Annotated in this window: 14 protein-coding genes; 9 read left to right on the top strand and 5 right to left on the bottom strand. The window is 52.3% G+C overall.

Translation table 11 applies throughout. From position 1 onward, the window contains the following. Window position 1: 1 nt before the first annotated feature. From bioF to KKG35_05325, 4 genes are all read right to left on the bottom strand, one after another. Window positions 2–1,189: an 8-amino-7-oxononanoate synthase gene (bioF, locus tag KKG35_05340; protein ID MBU1737544.1), complete on the bottom strand. Its 1,188-nt coding sequence runs from the start codon at window positions 1,187–1,189 to the stop codon at window positions 2–4. Further along, window positions 1,177–2,097, bottom strand: a complete 921-nt coding sequence (gene bioB / locus KKG35_05335) for a biotin synthase BioB (protein MBU1737543.1) — start codon at window positions 2,095–2,097, stop codon at window positions 1,177–1,179. Before bioB ends, bioF begins: the two co-directional genes overlap by 13 nt. Continuing rightward, window positions 2,072–3,382, bottom strand: a complete 1,311-nt coding sequence (locus tag KKG35_05330) for a poly(A) polymerase (protein ID MBU1737542.1) — start codon at window positions 3,380–3,382, stop codon at window positions 2,072–2,074. Before KKG35_05330 ends, bioB begins: the two co-directional genes overlap by 26 nt. A gap of 121 nt (window positions 3,383–3,503) precedes the next feature. Then, window positions 3,504–4,496: a nitronate monooxygenase gene (locus tag KKG35_05325; GenBank protein ID MBU1737541.1), complete on the bottom strand. Its 993-nt coding sequence runs from the start codon at window positions 4,494–4,496 to the stop codon at window positions 3,504–3,506. A gap of 298 nt (window positions 4,497–4,794) precedes the next feature. Between KKG35_05325 and KKG35_05320 the strand changes: the two genes are divergently transcribed. The 6 genes from KKG35_05320 to KKG35_05295 all read left to right on the top strand — a co-directional run bounded on the left by KKG35_05320 (window position 4,795) and on the right by KKG35_05295 (window position 10,172). Then, on the top strand, window positions 4,795–5,364 hold the full coding sequence (locus tag KKG35_05320) for a hypothetical protein (GenBank protein MBU1737540.1): 570 nt from the start codon (window positions 4,795–4,797) through the stop codon (window positions 5,362–5,364). A 19-nt stretch (window positions 5,365–5,383) separates the two neighbouring features. Continuing rightward, complete coding sequence (locus KKG35_05315) at window positions 5,384–5,815, top strand: NUDIX hydrolase (GenBank protein ID MBU1737539.1); 432 nt, start codon at window positions 5,384–5,386, stop codon at window positions 5,813–5,815. Then, entirely contained in the window at window positions 5,781–6,716 is a 936-nt protein-coding gene (locus KKG35_05310; protein MBU1737538.1) for a diguanylate cyclase, read from the top strand. Before KKG35_05315 ends, KKG35_05310 begins: the two co-directional genes overlap by 35 nt. 437 nt (window positions 6,717–7,153) lie before the next feature. After that, window positions 7,154–8,884, top strand: a complete 1,731-nt coding sequence (locus KKG35_05305) for a 30S ribosomal protein S1 (protein MBU1737537.1) — start codon at window positions 7,154–7,156, stop codon at window positions 8,882–8,884. A gap of 18 nt (window positions 8,885–8,902) precedes the next feature. Beyond that, window positions 8,903–9,826, top strand: coding sequence for a signal peptide peptidase SppA (sppA, locus tag KKG35_05300; protein ID MBU1737536.1), 924 nt, complete (start codon window positions 8,903–8,905; stop codon window positions 9,824–9,826). Between the two features lie 61 nt (window positions 9,827–9,887). After that, the gene (locus KKG35_05295) at window positions 9,888–10,172 is read left to right on the top strand and encodes an integration host factor subunit beta (protein ID MBU1737535.1); all 285 of its coding nucleotides are present in this window, start codon (window positions 9,888–9,890) and stop codon (window positions 10,170–10,172) included. A 30-nt stretch (window positions 10,173–10,202) separates the two neighbouring features. Here KKG35_05295 and KKG35_05290 read toward each other — a convergent pair whose 3' ends face one another. Further along, the gene (locus tag KKG35_05290) at window positions 10,203–10,844 is read right to left on the bottom strand and encodes a threonylcarbamoyl-AMP synthase (protein ID MBU1737534.1); all 642 of its coding nucleotides are present in this window, start codon (window positions 10,842–10,844) and stop codon (window positions 10,203–10,205) included. Window positions 10,845–10,923: 79 nt separating this feature from the next. Here KKG35_05290 and KKG35_05285 point away from each other — a divergent pair, with 79 nt between their 5' ends. The 3 genes from KKG35_05285 (at window position 10,924) to guaA (ending at window position 15,019) form a co-directional block, all read left to right on the top strand. After that, window positions 10,924–11,853, top strand: a complete 930-nt coding sequence (locus KKG35_05285; protein MBU1737533.1) for a hypothetical protein — start codon at window positions 10,924–10,926, stop codon at window positions 11,851–11,853. A gap of 91 nt (window positions 11,854–11,944) precedes the next feature. After that, a complete protein-coding gene (gene guaB / locus KKG35_05280; protein MBU1737532.1) occupies window positions 11,945–13,411 on the top strand; it encodes an IMP dehydrogenase in 1,467 nt (488 codons plus the stop codon). Between the two features lie 36 nt (window positions 13,412–13,447). Continuing rightward, complete coding sequence (gene guaA, locus KKG35_05275; protein MBU1737531.1) at window positions 13,448–15,019, top strand: glutamine-hydrolyzing GMP synthase; 1,572 nt, start codon at window positions 13,448–13,450, stop codon at window positions 15,017–15,019. Window positions 15,020–15,041 lie beyond the last annotated feature (22 nt).

Genomic DNA, 15,041 nt, shown 5'->3' with positions numbered 1-15,041 from the left:
TTTAAAAAGAAAGGGGGATGGAAAGCTTTTCACTGATTGAGACAATTTTCCCGGCCGTATCGATCAGATCCTGATGTGAATGATGCAGAGTCACGGAAAAACGCAGCCGGGCTTCCCCTGCCGGTACCGTTGGCGGCCTGACCGCCGTGGCAAAAACCCCCTGCCTCCGGCACTCATCGGCCAGCAAAACAGCTTGATGATTATCCCCCACCATCAGAGGCACAATCTGCGATGGACCGGGGATCCCTGACACCCCTCCATTCCGCAGGGCCTCTTTAAAACAGGTCGCCTTGACAAAGAGTTTTTCCCGCCGCGAAGGTTCATTCCTCACAAGCCGCACCGCAGCTAATGACGCTGCGGCAACCGCCGGGGGCAACGCCGTCGTGAAAACAAAACTGCGGGCCCGGTTCAGCAGAAAGCGAATCATCAGGGCGGTTCCGGAGACGTAAGCACCATAACTTCCAAGGGCCTTGCCATAGGTGCCCATGGCAACATCCACATCCTGTTCAACCCCCTCCCGGCTGATCACCCCTCCGCCACTGCTGCCGAAAACCCCGGTGGCATGTGCCTCATCCACCATCAGCAGAGTAGAAAATCTGTTCTTGAGGGCGACAAGATCAGCAAGCGGGCAGATATCACCATCCATGCTGTACACCGATTCGACGATGAGCAGGGATCTTCCGGCACCGCTGTTCTTCCGGAGCATCGTTTCAAGGTGATCGATATCGTTATGCCTGAACCGGACAAGTCGGGCGCCGGACAAACGGCACCCGTCATAGATACTGGCGTGATTCAAGCGGTCGGTAAAGATGGTATCACCACGACCCACCAAGGCCGGGATCACCCCGACATTGGCAAGATACCCGCTTCCGAACAACAGGGCGGCCTCGTTCCCTTTCAGGAGGGCTGTTTCATTTTCAAGCTGATGGAAGATTTCAAGATCACCGCTCATCAACCGGGCAGATCCGGCACCGGTGCCGTATTTATTGAGTGCCTCAAGGGCTGCGGCTGAAAGCGCCGGATGGTGCGACAATGCAAGATAATCATTGGAAGAGAAATCAAAAAGGCTTTGAAACCCTTCACGAACAGCAACTGAAATCGGCCGGCCGACCTCTCTGCTGACCGGAGTCAACTCCCGGCACAGGCCTTCTTTTTCAGCATTCAGCAGCCATCGATTCAGGAAGTCCATATCTTTTTGATCGCAGCGACAAACTTTTCATCATCTTCAGGCTGCCGCCCTCTCTGGGTGAGATACCCTCCGATCATCATCCCATCAACACCAGCCATAAAGGCCATCCCCAGAAAATCCTGCAACACCGACTCCCTGCCGGCGGCAAGCCTGATCGGCACATCCGGATGGATGATCCTGTAAAGCGCAATTGACCTCAGTACCTGTTCCGGTGTCAGCGGGTTCATGTTTTCAAGGGGAGTCCCGGGCAGCGGGACAAGAACGTTGATCGGCACCGAATCCACCCGCAACTCGCTGAGGGTAACGGCCATGGAGATCCGATCGTCCTCACTTTCACCGAGGCCGAAAATCCCGCCTGCGCACACCTCCACCCCCACTTCCTGGGCGGCCAGAATCGTTTCCACCCTCTCGTCAAAAGTATGAGTGGAGACAATTTTCGGGAAGAACTCCCTTGAAGTCTCAAGATTATGGTGGTACCTGCTCATCCCGGCATCCTTGAGGAGCCCCATATCTTCCCGGCCGATTATGCCAAGAGACGCGCAAACCTTGATCCCGACCTTTTCACGGATCTCCCTGATCATTCCGGCGACCCTTCTGACCTCTTCTCCTTTCATGCCCCGACCACTGGTTACCAGGGAAAAGCGGGAAGCGCCAATCTTTCGGGCCTCAACTGCTGCGGCAACGATCTCTTCGCTGTCCTTGAGAGGGTAGACAGGCGCATCAGTCCTGAAATGGGCCGACTGGACGCAGAAACTGCAATCCTCGCTGCATTTTCCTGATTTTGCATTAATGATGCTGCAGAGGGAAACCTGATGTCCGCGATTGGCCAGCTTTTTCTCCAGAGCCAGACGCATCAGCTCCGGAAGAGAAAGCGCTCGGGCCTCATTGATTTCTTTTAGGTCGATCATTTCTTTTCAGGCCGAATATGCCGCCTCTGGTATTGGTGAAAGCAGGAGCCCTGCTGCCTGTATTTCTGCTTCGACTCATTCGCTTCTTCCTGGGTTGCTCGTCGAGAGGATTCTCGATTTCTACTTCTGCAGGAGGTCCGCCGGTCGTTTCAACAAATAACCTGTAAAACTGCAGGCCATCCTTGAAAAAACTTTTCCGGGTCAGCCATTTCGGCAATTCATGATCTTTCGCGTGTTTGATAAAAACGGGCAGGTTTGACAGCAGCCCGGTGATGGATTCCTTCTGGACTCTTTTGATGTTCAGGTCCTTGAGTGCCTCGTCAAGTCGGGTCCGCAAGGTTCTGGCAAACTTGAACCCCTCCTGCCCTTTGATCGGGGCAGCCAGGACATTCAGCTCCTTTTCCGCCCAGGGGAGGAGGAAGAGCGAAAGAAGAAGATGTTCCGGCAGGATAGCCCCTCCTGCCTGGAGTCGATCGGCAACCGAGAGACAGGAAAAAATCCGTTCTCTGGTTTTCGCTATAACCTCGGGGCGATAGAGCGGGATAAGTATCGGCAGAAGGCCGCTGTCCATGGCCAGCTCAGACCATGCCCTGCTGGCGCCACCCCGGAGATCCTTCAGCAGTTCATCCCTGATTCTTGAATCGGGACACTGTTTCAGATGGTCGGCGTGTTCGAGAATGGCCTGCCATGTTTTTTCCTCAATCGTGAATCCGCTTCTGGCCGCATGCCTTAGAGCCCGCATCATCCGCACCGGATCCCGGCGGATTCTGCGGGCCGGGTCGCCGACGATCCTGATAATCCGGCTCTGCAGATCGGCAACGCCGCCCACATAGTCAATAACCGTAAAATTCTCAATCTCGTAAAACAGCGAGTTGATGGTCAGATCTCTCCTGAAAGCATCTTCAGCTACCGACCCATAGGTGTTATTTGCCTGCAGAACCTGATCAGGACCATCAATGTCGTGTTCGCTTCGACAGCGTAAGGTCGAGACTTCAATGACGTTGTTCCCCCGGAAAAAAACCTGAACCAGCCGAAAGCGCCGACCGATAACCCGGCTGCTTTTAAAAAGTTTTCGCAGCTCGCCGGGTCGGGCGTTGGTACTGATATCAAAATCCTTGGGAGTTTTGCCCAGGAAGAGGTCTCGGACACCACCACCGACCAGATATGCAGAATATCCCGCATCTCTGAGGCGATAAAGCACCTTCAGAGCTTCCCGGTCAATGTTGTTCCTGGAAATGGGATGCTGGTCCCTGGTAAAAATCTTGGGGGGAGGTAATTCCGTCATATCCCGATTGCTGAAGTCAGAGCGACAAATGGCTTACAACCGGCAGGCGCTGTGCTATCGCCGGAAAAATAGTGGAAGGGATCAGAATTCTGAAAAGTTGCGGGCAACAGAGCGCTCCCCCTTATTCAGCGTCATCAGGCCATTCGGTGTTCTCATGATAAACCGCTTCAGCCTGGGAAACAAATTGGTCAAAAACCTGCTGGACGGTCAGAATTTCATTCATCTTGTATACATTCTCACCGGAAAAAACGAGTCCTTCTTCAACATTGCCAACCCGGGCCATATTGAGTCGTTCGGAAATGCAGTACACGTGATCACATTTCTTCAGACATTTGTACTCACATTTCTTGGCTTTCAATCCGGCTTCATTATCAAGCAGCTCCTTGACAAACGGGGTTTTAATTGCCCGTCCCGGCAGCCCAACCGGCGACTTGATCAGAGAGATGTCGTCCTTCTGTGCATCGAGCATTGCCTGTTTGAATTTATCGTCGACGGAGCACTCCTCGGTCAGAACAAACCTGGTGGCAATCTGCACGCCATCTGCGCCGTATCTGTCCATCATTTCAGCCATTTCAAACCCGTTGGTGATCCCTCCGGCGGCGATCAACGGAACTTTGCTCACAACTTTTCTGATCTCCGGGAAAATATCCCGCAGAGCCCTGTCGGTTCCAAGATGTCCGCCTGCTTCTTTGGCTTCCACCACAATAGCAGCCGCGCCAAGTTTTTCGGCCAGACGAGCAAATGCGGCAGAGGAAACGATCGAAACGATCGGAGTGTTGGTGTCCTTGCCGATTTTAAAAATATCTCTGGAGAACCCCGCTCCGGTGACGATCATGTCGACACCGGCTTCAATAGAGGCCATTACCAGTTCATAAAAGTTCTTCATCGCAAACATGATGTTCACCGCGATGATCCCTTTGGTGGCCTCTTTGGCCTTTCTGATATCCGCCATCAACTCATCGACCGGAATAGATGATCCGCCGATGGTTCCAATCCCGCCGCATTCAGCAACAGGTATGGCAAGAGCAGATGTGGAAACGCGAATGGACATTCCCCCCTGAACCAGAGGAATCGGCGCTGTAAAAGGGCCGATTGTTAATGGTGGCAACTTCATTGGATGTATCTGCTCCGGAAAAATCAAAGTGGTCAAAACGGAAAAAGGAATTTCGCCTCAACTACAACCAGTTAGAGAAATTCCAGGCAAAAAAGCAAACGGCACTATGACGTGTTTGCACTTTTTTGTCAACAATACGAGTATACCATATAGTAATATATCCGTCTAAAAATGAATTTTCGAGCACCCGGGTTTGTTCACCGGAAGATAAAACGGCACGCTATTTCCTCTTGACTCAAGCCATCTCTTCAGGCAGGATAACAGATACTATTAGCAAAATATCTACTCTTCGTCCCTGATGAACATTGACTCCCGACATATCGGCTTTGACATCGACTGCGTGGTGGCTGACACCATGGAGGCTTTCATCCGAATTGCCCGTGAAGAGCATTCGATCATGGTTTCCCCGGATGATATCACCGAATTTATGGTTGAAGAATGCCTGGATATCGACCGGATGATCATTGACGACATCTTCGCCCGTCTCCTCAACAACCCCCAGGAGGAGGGCCTGAAACCCATGGCCGGCTGCATCCCGGTTCTTGAAAGACTTGCAGCAAAAGCTCCTCTGACGTTCATTACCGCCAGGCCCGACATCCTCCCTATCGCAGCCTGGCTCAAGGACCACCTTGCCCAGGAGACCTGCCGCACAATCAGGCTCATCTCAAGCGGCGGCCATGACACCAAAACTGCCCATATCAAAGCCATGGGACTAAAGTACTTCATTGACGATCGGCACCAGACCTGCATCACCCTGGCTGCCGAGCAAACCATCACCCCCATAGTGTTCAGCCAGCCCTGGAACAGGGGCAAACACAATCTTGCCTCAGTTGATGACTGGCAGACCATAGACCGAATCTGTTCATGACCCTGACAGGCACTGAAAAATGAATTGCCCGGAATGCGGACACCAGATAAAAGAATTTCCTCACCCTGCACCCACTGTCGATGTTATAATTGAAAACGGATCCGGCATTGTCCTGGTAAAAAGAAAGAATCCGCCCTACGGATGGGCACTGCCGGGCGGATTTGTCGATTACGGGGAGAGCCTGGAGAAAGCTGCAGTCCGTGAAGCGTTTGAAGAGACCGGACTTTCGGTTGAACTGGTCTGCCAGCTGCACACTTACTCCAATCCGGACAGGGATCCCAGACGACACACGATCACAACGGTTTTTCTGGCCCGGGCAGCAGGCAATCCGGTTGCCGGTGATGATGCGGCAGAGGCAGTTGTTTACCCACTGGAAAAACTTCCGGAACTGGTTTTCGACCACAAAGAGATCATTCATGACTACACCGTCGCCAGAAAAAAACTCGGATAAAAACGTCAAGATTCTCATCGTTGATGATGACCCCCTGGTCCTGGAGCTGCTTGGCATTTCCATAAAATCTTTCGGTTTCGAATCGATTGCCGCCAATAATGGGCGGGAAGCAATCGACCTCCTGGAAACAAATGAATTCACCATGGTCATCACCGACATGATGATGCCCGAGGTTGACGGCATGGAACTGCTCGCCCATGTCCGGAAACGTCACCCGCAGACGGCAGTCATCGTGGTCACCGGTTACACCGGAACCTTCAGTTACATGGATGTGATCAGGGCCGGAGCCAATGACTTCATTTCAAAGCCTTTCAACTCGGACGAGCTTGAAGCCAAGATCCACAGAATATTAAACGAGCAGAAACTCATCAAAAAGCTCGAATACCTTTCCAACTGCGACCCCCTGACAGAACTTTTCAACCGCCGCTTTTTCGACAAAAAAATAAACGATGAAGCCCACCGTGCTTCTCGGCAGAAATATCCTATTTTCCTGTTCATGCTTGATGTGGATGAGTTCAAGGAATACAACGACCGATTCGGCCACCCCGAAGGTGACAAGGTCCTGATGGCCATTGGCGATATCCTGCGAAAATGTACCCGATCCGACGTTGATCTGCTCTTCAGATACGGAGGAGACGAGTTCGCCATAGTTTCTCCCCATATTAACAGGGCGCAGGCATGTGCAATCGGGGAAAGAATTCTTGCCTGTTTCAACCAGAGATCCTTTGCCAATACCGGCATCAGTCTCGGGCTGGCCGAATTTGTCCGCAGTAATGCCCTGTGGGCTGAAGATCTTGCGGACCTTGTGACCCGGGCCGACAAAGCTCTATATACCGCAAAAAGCCTTGGCAGGAATCGGATGTTTTCCGATGAAACAACGGCCGCCGACTCTCCGCCATAAAGCTGAGTCGCGCAGCCTGTCTGCTCGTCCGAAACTTATACCCGAAGGGTGTAAATCTGTCTTCTTTCTCCCTTATTCGAAGTTCCTGCAACAAATACACCCTCGTGGAGCAGGCAATAGCCCACCGTCTTGAACATGCATAGCGAAACGCATTCCCCGCAGCTTGCTGCGGGGTTAGTGAGCGAATCTGATGTAAGTAACCTTCCATACGGAGATTCCCCGTGGCTCGAAGTCTAGCGCTTATCTGCCGCGGGGAGCTTCAATCCTGCAGGCTCAGAATCCATCATAACGCCGTAAAATCAGAGCGCTACCACCATTTGCGCGCAACAGATTTTTTTTCCTGAACTCCTCCCTTTTTTTCAAAAGAAACGTTGTTTTTGGTCGTTCTCTCTGGTATATAAACCGCTTTCTATTCAACCGGAAGGAGGATTGTCTCAATGGTAACCAAAAAAACAAAATCAACAACCCCTGCGGAATTCCCCGTGGGATCTTTCGCCGAAATGTTCGAAAACAGTGAGGTGAAAGTGGCAAACGTCGGAGAAGTCGTGACCGGCACAGTCATTGGCATTTTGAAAGATCGCGCCATCATTGACATCGGCGACAAATCTGAAAGTTCAATCTCCATTTCAGAGTTCAAAATTGACGGAGAAGGAGTCGAGATCAAGGTCGGCGATGTCTTTGACGTCTTCGTTGAAAAACGTGAATCTGAAGGCGGCATCAGGCTTTCCCGTGAAAAAGCCATCGGCATCAAGGTATGGGAAGAAATCGCCAAAATCCAGGAAGAAGACGGCACTATCCAGGGCCGTATCGACAACCGGGTCAAGGGCGGTCTCTCCGTTGACATCGGAGTTCCAGCCTTTCTTCCATACTCCCAGATCGATCTGCGCCCTGTCAAGGACATGGACAGCCTGATCGGCCAGTCTTTTGATTTCAAGGTGCTGAAATATAACCGGAAGAGAAATAACGTTGTCATCTCCCGCCGGGCAATTCTTGAGAACGAGCGCAACAAGCTTCGCGCCCAGATGCGTTCTTCCCTTGAAGAAAATTCAATCGTCAAAGGATCAATCACCAACATTACCGATTACGGTATTTTTATTGACCTCGGCGGTATGGACGGCCTCTGTCACATCACCGATCTCTCATGGGGTCGGGTTTCACACCCATCCAAGCTTTTCAAGGTCGGGGAGGAGATCGAGGTCAAGATCCTGAAATACGACAAAGAGAGCGACAAGGTTTCTCTCGGCGTCAAGCAGCTCAAGGATGATCCGTGGAAAACTGTACAGCAGCGCTACCCTGTCGGTGCCAAAACCACCGGCACAGTCGTCAGCACCACTGATTATGGTGTGTTTGCCGAGCTTGAAGAGGGTGTTGAAGGTCTTATCCATGTCTCAGAGATGTCCTGGTCCAAGAAAGCCCGTCATCCATCAAAAATGCTTGAGATTGGTGACAAGGTCGAAATCCAGGTTCTCAATATTGATGCCGATGCCAAACGGATCTCCCTCGGCATGAAGCAGCTGCAGCCGAACCCCTGGGATCTGGTTTCAGAGAACTACCCGGTGGGCTCGATCATCGAGGGCAAGATCAAAAACATTACCGATTTTGGTATCTTCATAGGGATCGAAGAAGGGATCGATGGTCTGATTCATGTCTCCGACCTTTCCTGGACCGAGAGAATCAAGCATCCTTCTGAAAAATATGCCAAAGGCGAAACAATTCAGGCTGTTGTTCTGAAGATCGATCGTGAGAATGAAAGATTCTCTCTCGGCATCAAACAGCTTGAGCCGGACCCATGGCAGGCTGCGGTTGAAAAATACCCCCTTGGTTCGACTGTCGCAGGCAAGATCACCAATGTGACCGACTTCGGTGTCTTTGTCGAACTTGAAGAGGGGATCGAGGGCCTGGTTCATGTTTCAGAAATCAGCCAGGAGAAAGTGAACACTCCGGTCGGAATGTACAACGTCAACGATACCATTGAAACCAAGGTGATCAACGTTTCAGCCAAGGACCGGAAAATCGGCCTGTCCATTAAAGCGCTGACCGACGACTCCGGCCATGAAGACTACAGTGATTACCAACAGAAAGAGGCCAGCAAGGCTCCTTCAACCTTTGGTGACCTGATAAACAAAGAGCTGGAAAACAAGGATGCTAGTGGCTCCGAGCAGGAGTAATACTGACCTGGTCTGGATATGAGTAAAGAAGGTCAGGCAGGCAAAATCAATCCGGTCATTCTCTGGGCCGGTATCGTGGCAGGGACTTTTCTGGTGTCCTGGGCCGGGATAAGTTTTTTTCTTTCGATATTCACCGACTCACCGGGGCCGGAAGTTTTTCATCCCGGCTCCGGGAAGGTCGGGGTGGTCGAACTGAAAGGACTTATTGTCTCTCCCGAAAAAACAATCGAGGAGCTGACTTCTTTCCGTAAAGACAAAGCCATTAAAGCTATTGTCCTCCGCATAGACAGCCCCGGCGGGGCGGTGGGGGCTTCCCAGGAAATTTTCTCCGAAGTCCGGAGAACCGACCGAATGAAACCGGTTATTGCTTCCTTCGGTTCCATCGCAGCTTCCGGGGGGTATTATGCCGCCCTTGGCGCCAGAAAAATCGTCAGCAGTCGCGGTACCCTGACCGGCAGTATCGGAGTTATTGTAAAATTCGCAAACCTGACCGAGATATTTGACAAACTCGGTTACCGTTCCGAGGTCATTAAAAGCGGCAAGCTGAAAGATATCGGCGCAGCAAACCGGCAGATGACCGACGAAGAAAAAAAGGTGCTCCAGGACATAATCGACAATGTTCATGAACAGTTTGTCGGAGATGTCGGCAAAAGTAGGAACCTGCCGCTGGAAAAAGTACGAAAACTTGCCGACGGAAGAATTTTTTCCGGTGAACAGGCCCTGGAGTCAGGCCTTGTTGACCAGTTCGGCAATTTTACTGATGCCGTCAGGCTCGCAGCTGAGCTTGGTGGAATAAAACAGGACTCACCGCCTCTGGTATATCCGGCGGAAAAGAACTTTTCACTTCTCAAATTGCTGGTCGGTGATAACACCAGCTCTGTTATAAACAATTTGCATATTTTGCAACCAGTCCTCTCGTATGAATGGTCCATCGCTCATTGAGCGCAGTTTGTCCAACCGATACCGAGGCCTGAGATAAATTTAACCAATTTCAGGATGAGCCATGTTGAAAAAGGATCTGATCAACGAAGTTACCGCCAAGATGGACGGGTATCTCAAAAAAGATATTGGTAAGGCTGTCGACATCATGCTCGACAGCATTGTTGACGCACTTATTGAGGAACGGCGGGTTGAAATAAGAGGTTTTGGCAGTTTCAGTATCCGTAAGCGCAAGGCCAGAAGCACCAAGAATCCTAAAACTGGCGAAATCATGAACATCCCGGAACGGAAAACCCTTCATTTCACCATGAGTAAATCCCTCAAGGATCCGTTAGCCGGCAAGAAATAGGATTGTCGGAGAGCAAAAGAGAGAAGCGAGCTAGTCAAAATCGCTTCCGGAAAGAATCCGGCTGACATCGCCCTTTCCGGCACGAATCACTTCAATGTCATCGTTGACCAGGGAGATGACGCTTGAAGGGGTTGGATAGACCGGGCCGCCATCAATAATCAGATCGACCTGTTTCCCGAGAAGTTCTTCTATTTCATAAGCGTGGGTCATCACCGGAGATTCATCTGCGACAACGGCACTGGTGGTGAGAATCGGATTGCCCAGCTCCTCAATCATCGCACGGCAGATCTCATTATCCGGCACCCTGATTCCCACCGTTTTCTGTCTGGTGGTCAGAATCTTCGGCACGATCTTCAAAGTCGGCAAAATAAACGTGTAAGCCCCCGGCAGATTTTTTTTCATCAGCCGATAAGCGGTATTTGAAACGTGACAGTAACGGCTCAAATCCTTCAGGTCAGAGCACATGAAGCTGAAAGGTTTTTCTTTGGAACGTTTTTTTATCTGATAAATCCGTTTGACCGCCTTCTGGTTGAAGATGTCACAACCGATCCCGTACACCGTGTCAGTCGGATAACAGACCACCCCGCCATGCCGCAGACATTCCACTGCCTGGCTGATCAGCCTGGGCTGGGGGTTGTCGGGGTTGACGTTTAATAGTGTCACATGCCTCATACAGCCAGTCTGATCCCTTGCGGTAATTTTTCTTATCTACTCCCTAAAATATGGTCAGGCATGATATAACATCCGGAACATGGAAGCAACGGCAAAAAAGAGATCCCTCCCGCGCGGAGCCATTGATCTTGGCAGCAACAGCTTCAGACTGCTGATCGGATCAGTGGCCGGAAAAGCCCTCACCCCTCTGGCTAAAAAGCTGGTCACGGTCAGACTTGCCGGCGGACTCGACAGGAGCGGCGCTCTCTCCCCAAGCGCTATCCGCACAGGCCTCGAAACCTTGCGGACCTTCCGGACTCATCTGGACAGACACAACGTCGAGGATTGTTATTGCTGCGGCACTCAGGCCCTGCGAGTGGCCATCAACAGTTCTGAATTTGTTGCAAAAGCCACTGCGATACTCAATTGTAAAATCGATGTTATTTCCGGTATGCGCGAGGCAGAGCTCTCCTGCTACGGGGTTTTTGCAGGACTCCGGAATAAAATTTCACCCCCGGTATTTATTGTTGATGTCGGAGGAGGCAGCACTGAAGTTTCCTATATCGATCAGAGTGGTACTCTGCAGAAGAGCCTGAGTCTCCCAGCAGGAGCCGTTGCTTTTACCGAAAAAGACTCCCAGGCGACACGAGAAGCCTTCGTCCTGCTGCATGGGCGGATTGCCGATTTCATTGCCGGGATCCCGGATCGGCAATCCGCATCGCTGATCTCCACCGGCGGCACTGCGACCACTATCGCCATGCTCGACCAGCAGCTAGACCGCTACGATGAACAGCAAGTACACGGCTTTACCGTACAGCGGAAAGCTCTCGACAAATTGACTGCCGAACTGTCCGCGCTCAGCGTGGCAAACCGCACCCTTTTGCCCGGTCTTGAAGCCGGCCGGGGAGAAATAATTGTCTCCGGCTGTAAAATATATCAGGAGATTATTGCAACAATTGGTGTTGACGGTATGATAGTCAGCGATTGGGGTTTACTGGAAGGCATTCTTCTGGATGGAACTAAAAGCTGATCGATCATTCATTACAGGCATGACGTGCCTGAAGAAACATTTTTACAGAAAGCTGCAACAGCCAGAGCCTATCTCTGCAAGGAGAATAATCATGGATAATGATAAGATAAAAGCAGGGTATACCTTTGATGACGTTCTTCTTCTTCCAGCCAAATCAGAGGTTCTTCCATACAGTGTCGATCTTTCCACCCAGTTGACCAAAGAGATAACCCTGAAAATACCGCTGGTCAGTGCGGCGATGGATACCGTTACCGAGCACCGGGCGGCTATTGCCATGGCCCGGGAAGGCGGGATCGGGATCATTCACAAGAACATGACGTTTGAAGAACAGGCCCGTGAAGTTGAAAAGGTCAAAAAGTCTGAATCAGGAATGATCGTCGATCCGATCACGGTGAGGACCGGACAGACGGTCGGCGATGTCAATACCATCATGAGCAATTACCGGATATCCGGGGTGCCGGTTCTTTCAAAAAAGGGGAAACTGATCGGGATCGTCACCAACCGGGATTTGAGATTCGTCTCCGATCTTGACCTGAAGGTCGATGAAGTCATGACCAGCAAGAACCTGGTGACCGCAAAGCCGGGGATTACCCTTGAACAGTCCAAGGCCCTGCTTCACGAGCATCGGATCGAGAAACTCCTGGTGGTTGATGACGACCACAACCTGCAGGGACTGATCACCATCAAGGATCTGGAGAAAATCAGAAAGTATCCGGATGCCGCCAAGGACGATCTGGGGAGGCTACGGGTTGGCGCGGCCATCGGTATCGGCGGCAACTTCCTTGAGCAGGTTGAACGTCTGGTCAAGGCAGGGGTTGATGTGGTCGGCCTTGACTCGGCGCATGGCCATTCGCTGAACGTCCTCAACACTCTGCGGAAGATAAAGAAAGCCTTCCCCGACCTGCCGGTGATCGCAGGAAATATCGCCACCGCTGAAGCCGCCGAAGACCTGATTAAGGCAGGAGCGGACTGCATCAAGGTCGGTGTTGGTCCCGGCTCAATCTGCACCACCAGAATCGTTGCCGGGGTCGGCGTTCCGCAGATGACTGCCATTTATGATTGCGCCAAAGTTGCCAAAAAGTATGGCATTCCGGTGATCGCCGATGGTGGGATCAAATTTTCCGGTGACATTGCCAAGGCAATCGGCATCGGCGCCAATGCGGTGATGATCGGCAGCCTCTTCGCCGGAACCGACGAAACCCCGGGCGAGACCTTTCTCTATCAGGGCCGCACCTACAAGGGGTATCGCGGGATGGGTTCTCTGGGCGCCATGAAGAAGGGCAGTAGCGACCGCTATTTTCAGGACAATGTCGAGAATTCCGCCAAGTTTGTCCCGGAAGGAATTGAAGGCAAAGTCCCCTCCTCCGGGCCCTTGTCCTCCATGATATACCAGCTGATGGGCGGTCTGCGCTCCGGGATGGGGTATGTGGGAGCTAAAAACATCAAGGAACTGCACAAGAAAGCACGTTTCGTGAAGATCACCGCTGCCGGACTCAAGGAAAGTCACGTCCATGACGTTATCATCACCAAGGAAGCCCCGAATTACCGCCTCAGTTAACAGGACTGACAAGATAATCTCACCGAAGGATGCTCGATGGATATCCATAGCGAAAAAATACTGATTCTTGATTTCGGTTCCCAGTACACCCAGCTCATTGCCCGCCGGGTGCGCGAAGCGGGAGTCTACTGCGAATTATTCCCGTGGGATCTGGCGCCTGATGCCATTCGTGACTTTGCCCCTAGCGGCATCATTCTTTCCGGAGGCCCGCAATCTGTGCATGAAGAGGCGACCCCCAGAGCGGCCGACCTCGTTTTTTCCTTGGGGGTGCCGGTGCTTGGCATCTGTTACGGTCTGCAGACCATGGCCGCCCAGCTGGGCGGCCAGGTGGAGTCCGCGTCCCACCGCGAATATGGCTACGCCCAGGTCCGCGCCCGGAACCACTCCCGATTGCTCAGGGACATCGAAGACCACGCAAGCCCCGAGGGATATGGCCTGCTTGATGTCTGGATGAGCCATGGCGATCGGGTCAACACCCTGCCGGACGGGTTCGTCGCGATCTGTGAGACCGATAATGCCCCCCTGGCGGGGATGGCCGACGAAAGCCGGCATTTCTACGGCCTCCAGTTCCACCCGGAAGTCACCCATACCAAACAGGGTCAGCGGATTATCGAACGATTCGTCCATGAAATATGCGGCTGCGGCAACCTCTGGACCCCGGACAACATCATTGAGAATTCCATCCAGCAGGTCCGCAAGCAGGTCGGAGATGACGAAGTCCTGCTCGGTCTCTCGGGCGGGGTGGACTCCTCGGTGGTTGCTGCTCTGTTGCACAGGGCCATTGGCCCGAAGCTCACCTGCGTATTTGTAGATAACGGGCTTCTTCGTCTCAATGAAGGTGACCAGGTCATGAACACCTTTGCCAGACATATGGGAGTCAAAGTCATCCGGGTCGATGCCGAAAAACGCTTCCTCGACAAACTGAAAGGCGTTGAAGATCCTGAGCAGAAGCGAAAGATCATCGGCAACACCTTTATTGAGGTCTTCGAGGAAGAATCTGAAAAACTGACCAATGTCAAATGGCTGGCCCAGGGAACCATTTACCCGGACGTGATCGAATCAGCCGGGGCCAAAACCGGCAAGGCCAAGGTCATCAAATCCCACCATAACGTGGGCGGCCTGCCGGATTACATGAAACTTGGGCTGGTGGAACCGTTACGGGAACTGTTCAAGGATGAGGTGCGGAGAATCGGCCTTGAGCTTGGGCTGCCCTCGGAAATGGTGCAGAGGCATCCCTTTCCTGGACCAGGCCTCGGAGTGCGGATTCTCGGTGAGGTCCATAAAGAGTATGCCGACACCCTGCGTGAAGCGGACCACATTTTCATCGAAGAGCTTTTCAGGCAGGGTCTTTACGAAAAAACCTCCCAGGCCTTCTCGGTCTTTCTGCCGGTAAAATCAGTCGGGGTCGTCGGCGACAACCGCCAATACGCCCATGTTGTCGCGTTACGGGCCGTGGAAACCGTCGATTTCATGACCGCCCGCTGGGCCCATCTGCCGTACGAGTTTCTTGATCATGTCACCCGCCGGATCTGCAACGAGGTACGGGGCGTTTCCCGGGTGGTCTACGACATCACCGGCAAACCCCCAGGAACCATTGAGTGGGAGTGACCGGCGGTTCTCGTTGCATTCG

This window comes from Pseudomonadota bacterium (assembly GCA_018823285.1).
Lineage (GTDB): Bacteria > Desulfobacterota > Desulfobulbia > Desulfobulbales > JAGXFP01 > JAHJIQ01.
This window is presented reverse-complemented; position numbering and strand designations above follow the sequence as displayed.

What these genes read in the sequence shown, in the direction of transcription:
- bioF (MBU1737544.1), bottom strand. Translation starts at nt 1,189, where the DNA reads ATGGACTTCCTGAATCGATGGCTGCTGAATGCTGAAAAAGAAGGCCTG.
- bioB (MBU1737543.1), bottom strand. Translation starts at nt 2,097, where the DNA reads ATGATCGACCTAAAAGAAATCAATGAGGCCCGAGCGCTTTCTCTTCCG.
- KKG35_05330 (MBU1737542.1), bottom strand. Translation starts at nt 3,382, where the DNA reads ATGACGGAATTACCTCCCCCCAAGATTTTTACCAGGGACCAGCATCCC.
- KKG35_05325 (MBU1737541.1), bottom strand. Translation starts at nt 4,496, where the DNA reads ATGAAGTTGCCACCATTAACAATCGGCCCTTTTACAGCGCCGATTCCT.
- KKG35_05320 (MBU1737540.1), top strand. Translation starts at nt 4,795, where the DNA reads ATGAACATTGACTCCCGACATATCGGCTTTGACATCGACTGCGTGGTG.
- KKG35_05315 (MBU1737539.1), top strand. Translation starts at nt 5,384, where the DNA reads ATGAATTGCCCGGAATGCGGACACCAGATAAAAGAATTTCCTCACCCT.
- KKG35_05310 (MBU1737538.1), top strand. Translation starts at nt 5,781, where the DNA reads ATGACTACACCGTCGCCAGAAAAAAACTCGGATAAAAACGTCAAGATT.
- KKG35_05305 (MBU1737537.1), top strand. Translation starts at nt 7,154, where the DNA reads ATGGTAACCAAAAAAACAAAATCAACAACCCCTGCGGAATTCCCCGTG.
- sppA (MBU1737536.1), top strand. Translation starts at nt 8,903, where the DNA reads ATGAGTAAAGAAGGTCAGGCAGGCAAAATCAATCCGGTCATTCTCTGG.
- KKG35_05295 (MBU1737535.1), top strand. Translation starts at nt 9,888, where the DNA reads ATGTTGAAAAAGGATCTGATCAACGAAGTTACCGCCAAGATGGACGGG.
- KKG35_05290 (MBU1737534.1), bottom strand. Translation starts at nt 10,844, where the DNA reads ATGAGGCATGTGACACTATTAAACGTCAACCCCGACAACCCCCAGCCC.
- KKG35_05285 (MBU1737533.1), top strand. Translation starts at nt 10,924, where the DNA reads ATGGAAGCAACGGCAAAAAAGAGATCCCTCCCGCGCGGAGCCATTGAT.
- guaB (MBU1737532.1), top strand. Translation starts at nt 11,945, where the DNA reads ATGGATAATGATAAGATAAAAGCAGGGTATACCTTTGATGACGTTCTT.
- guaA (MBU1737531.1), top strand. Translation starts at nt 13,448, where the DNA reads ATGGATATCCATAGCGAAAAAATACTGATTCTTGATTTCGGTTCCCAG.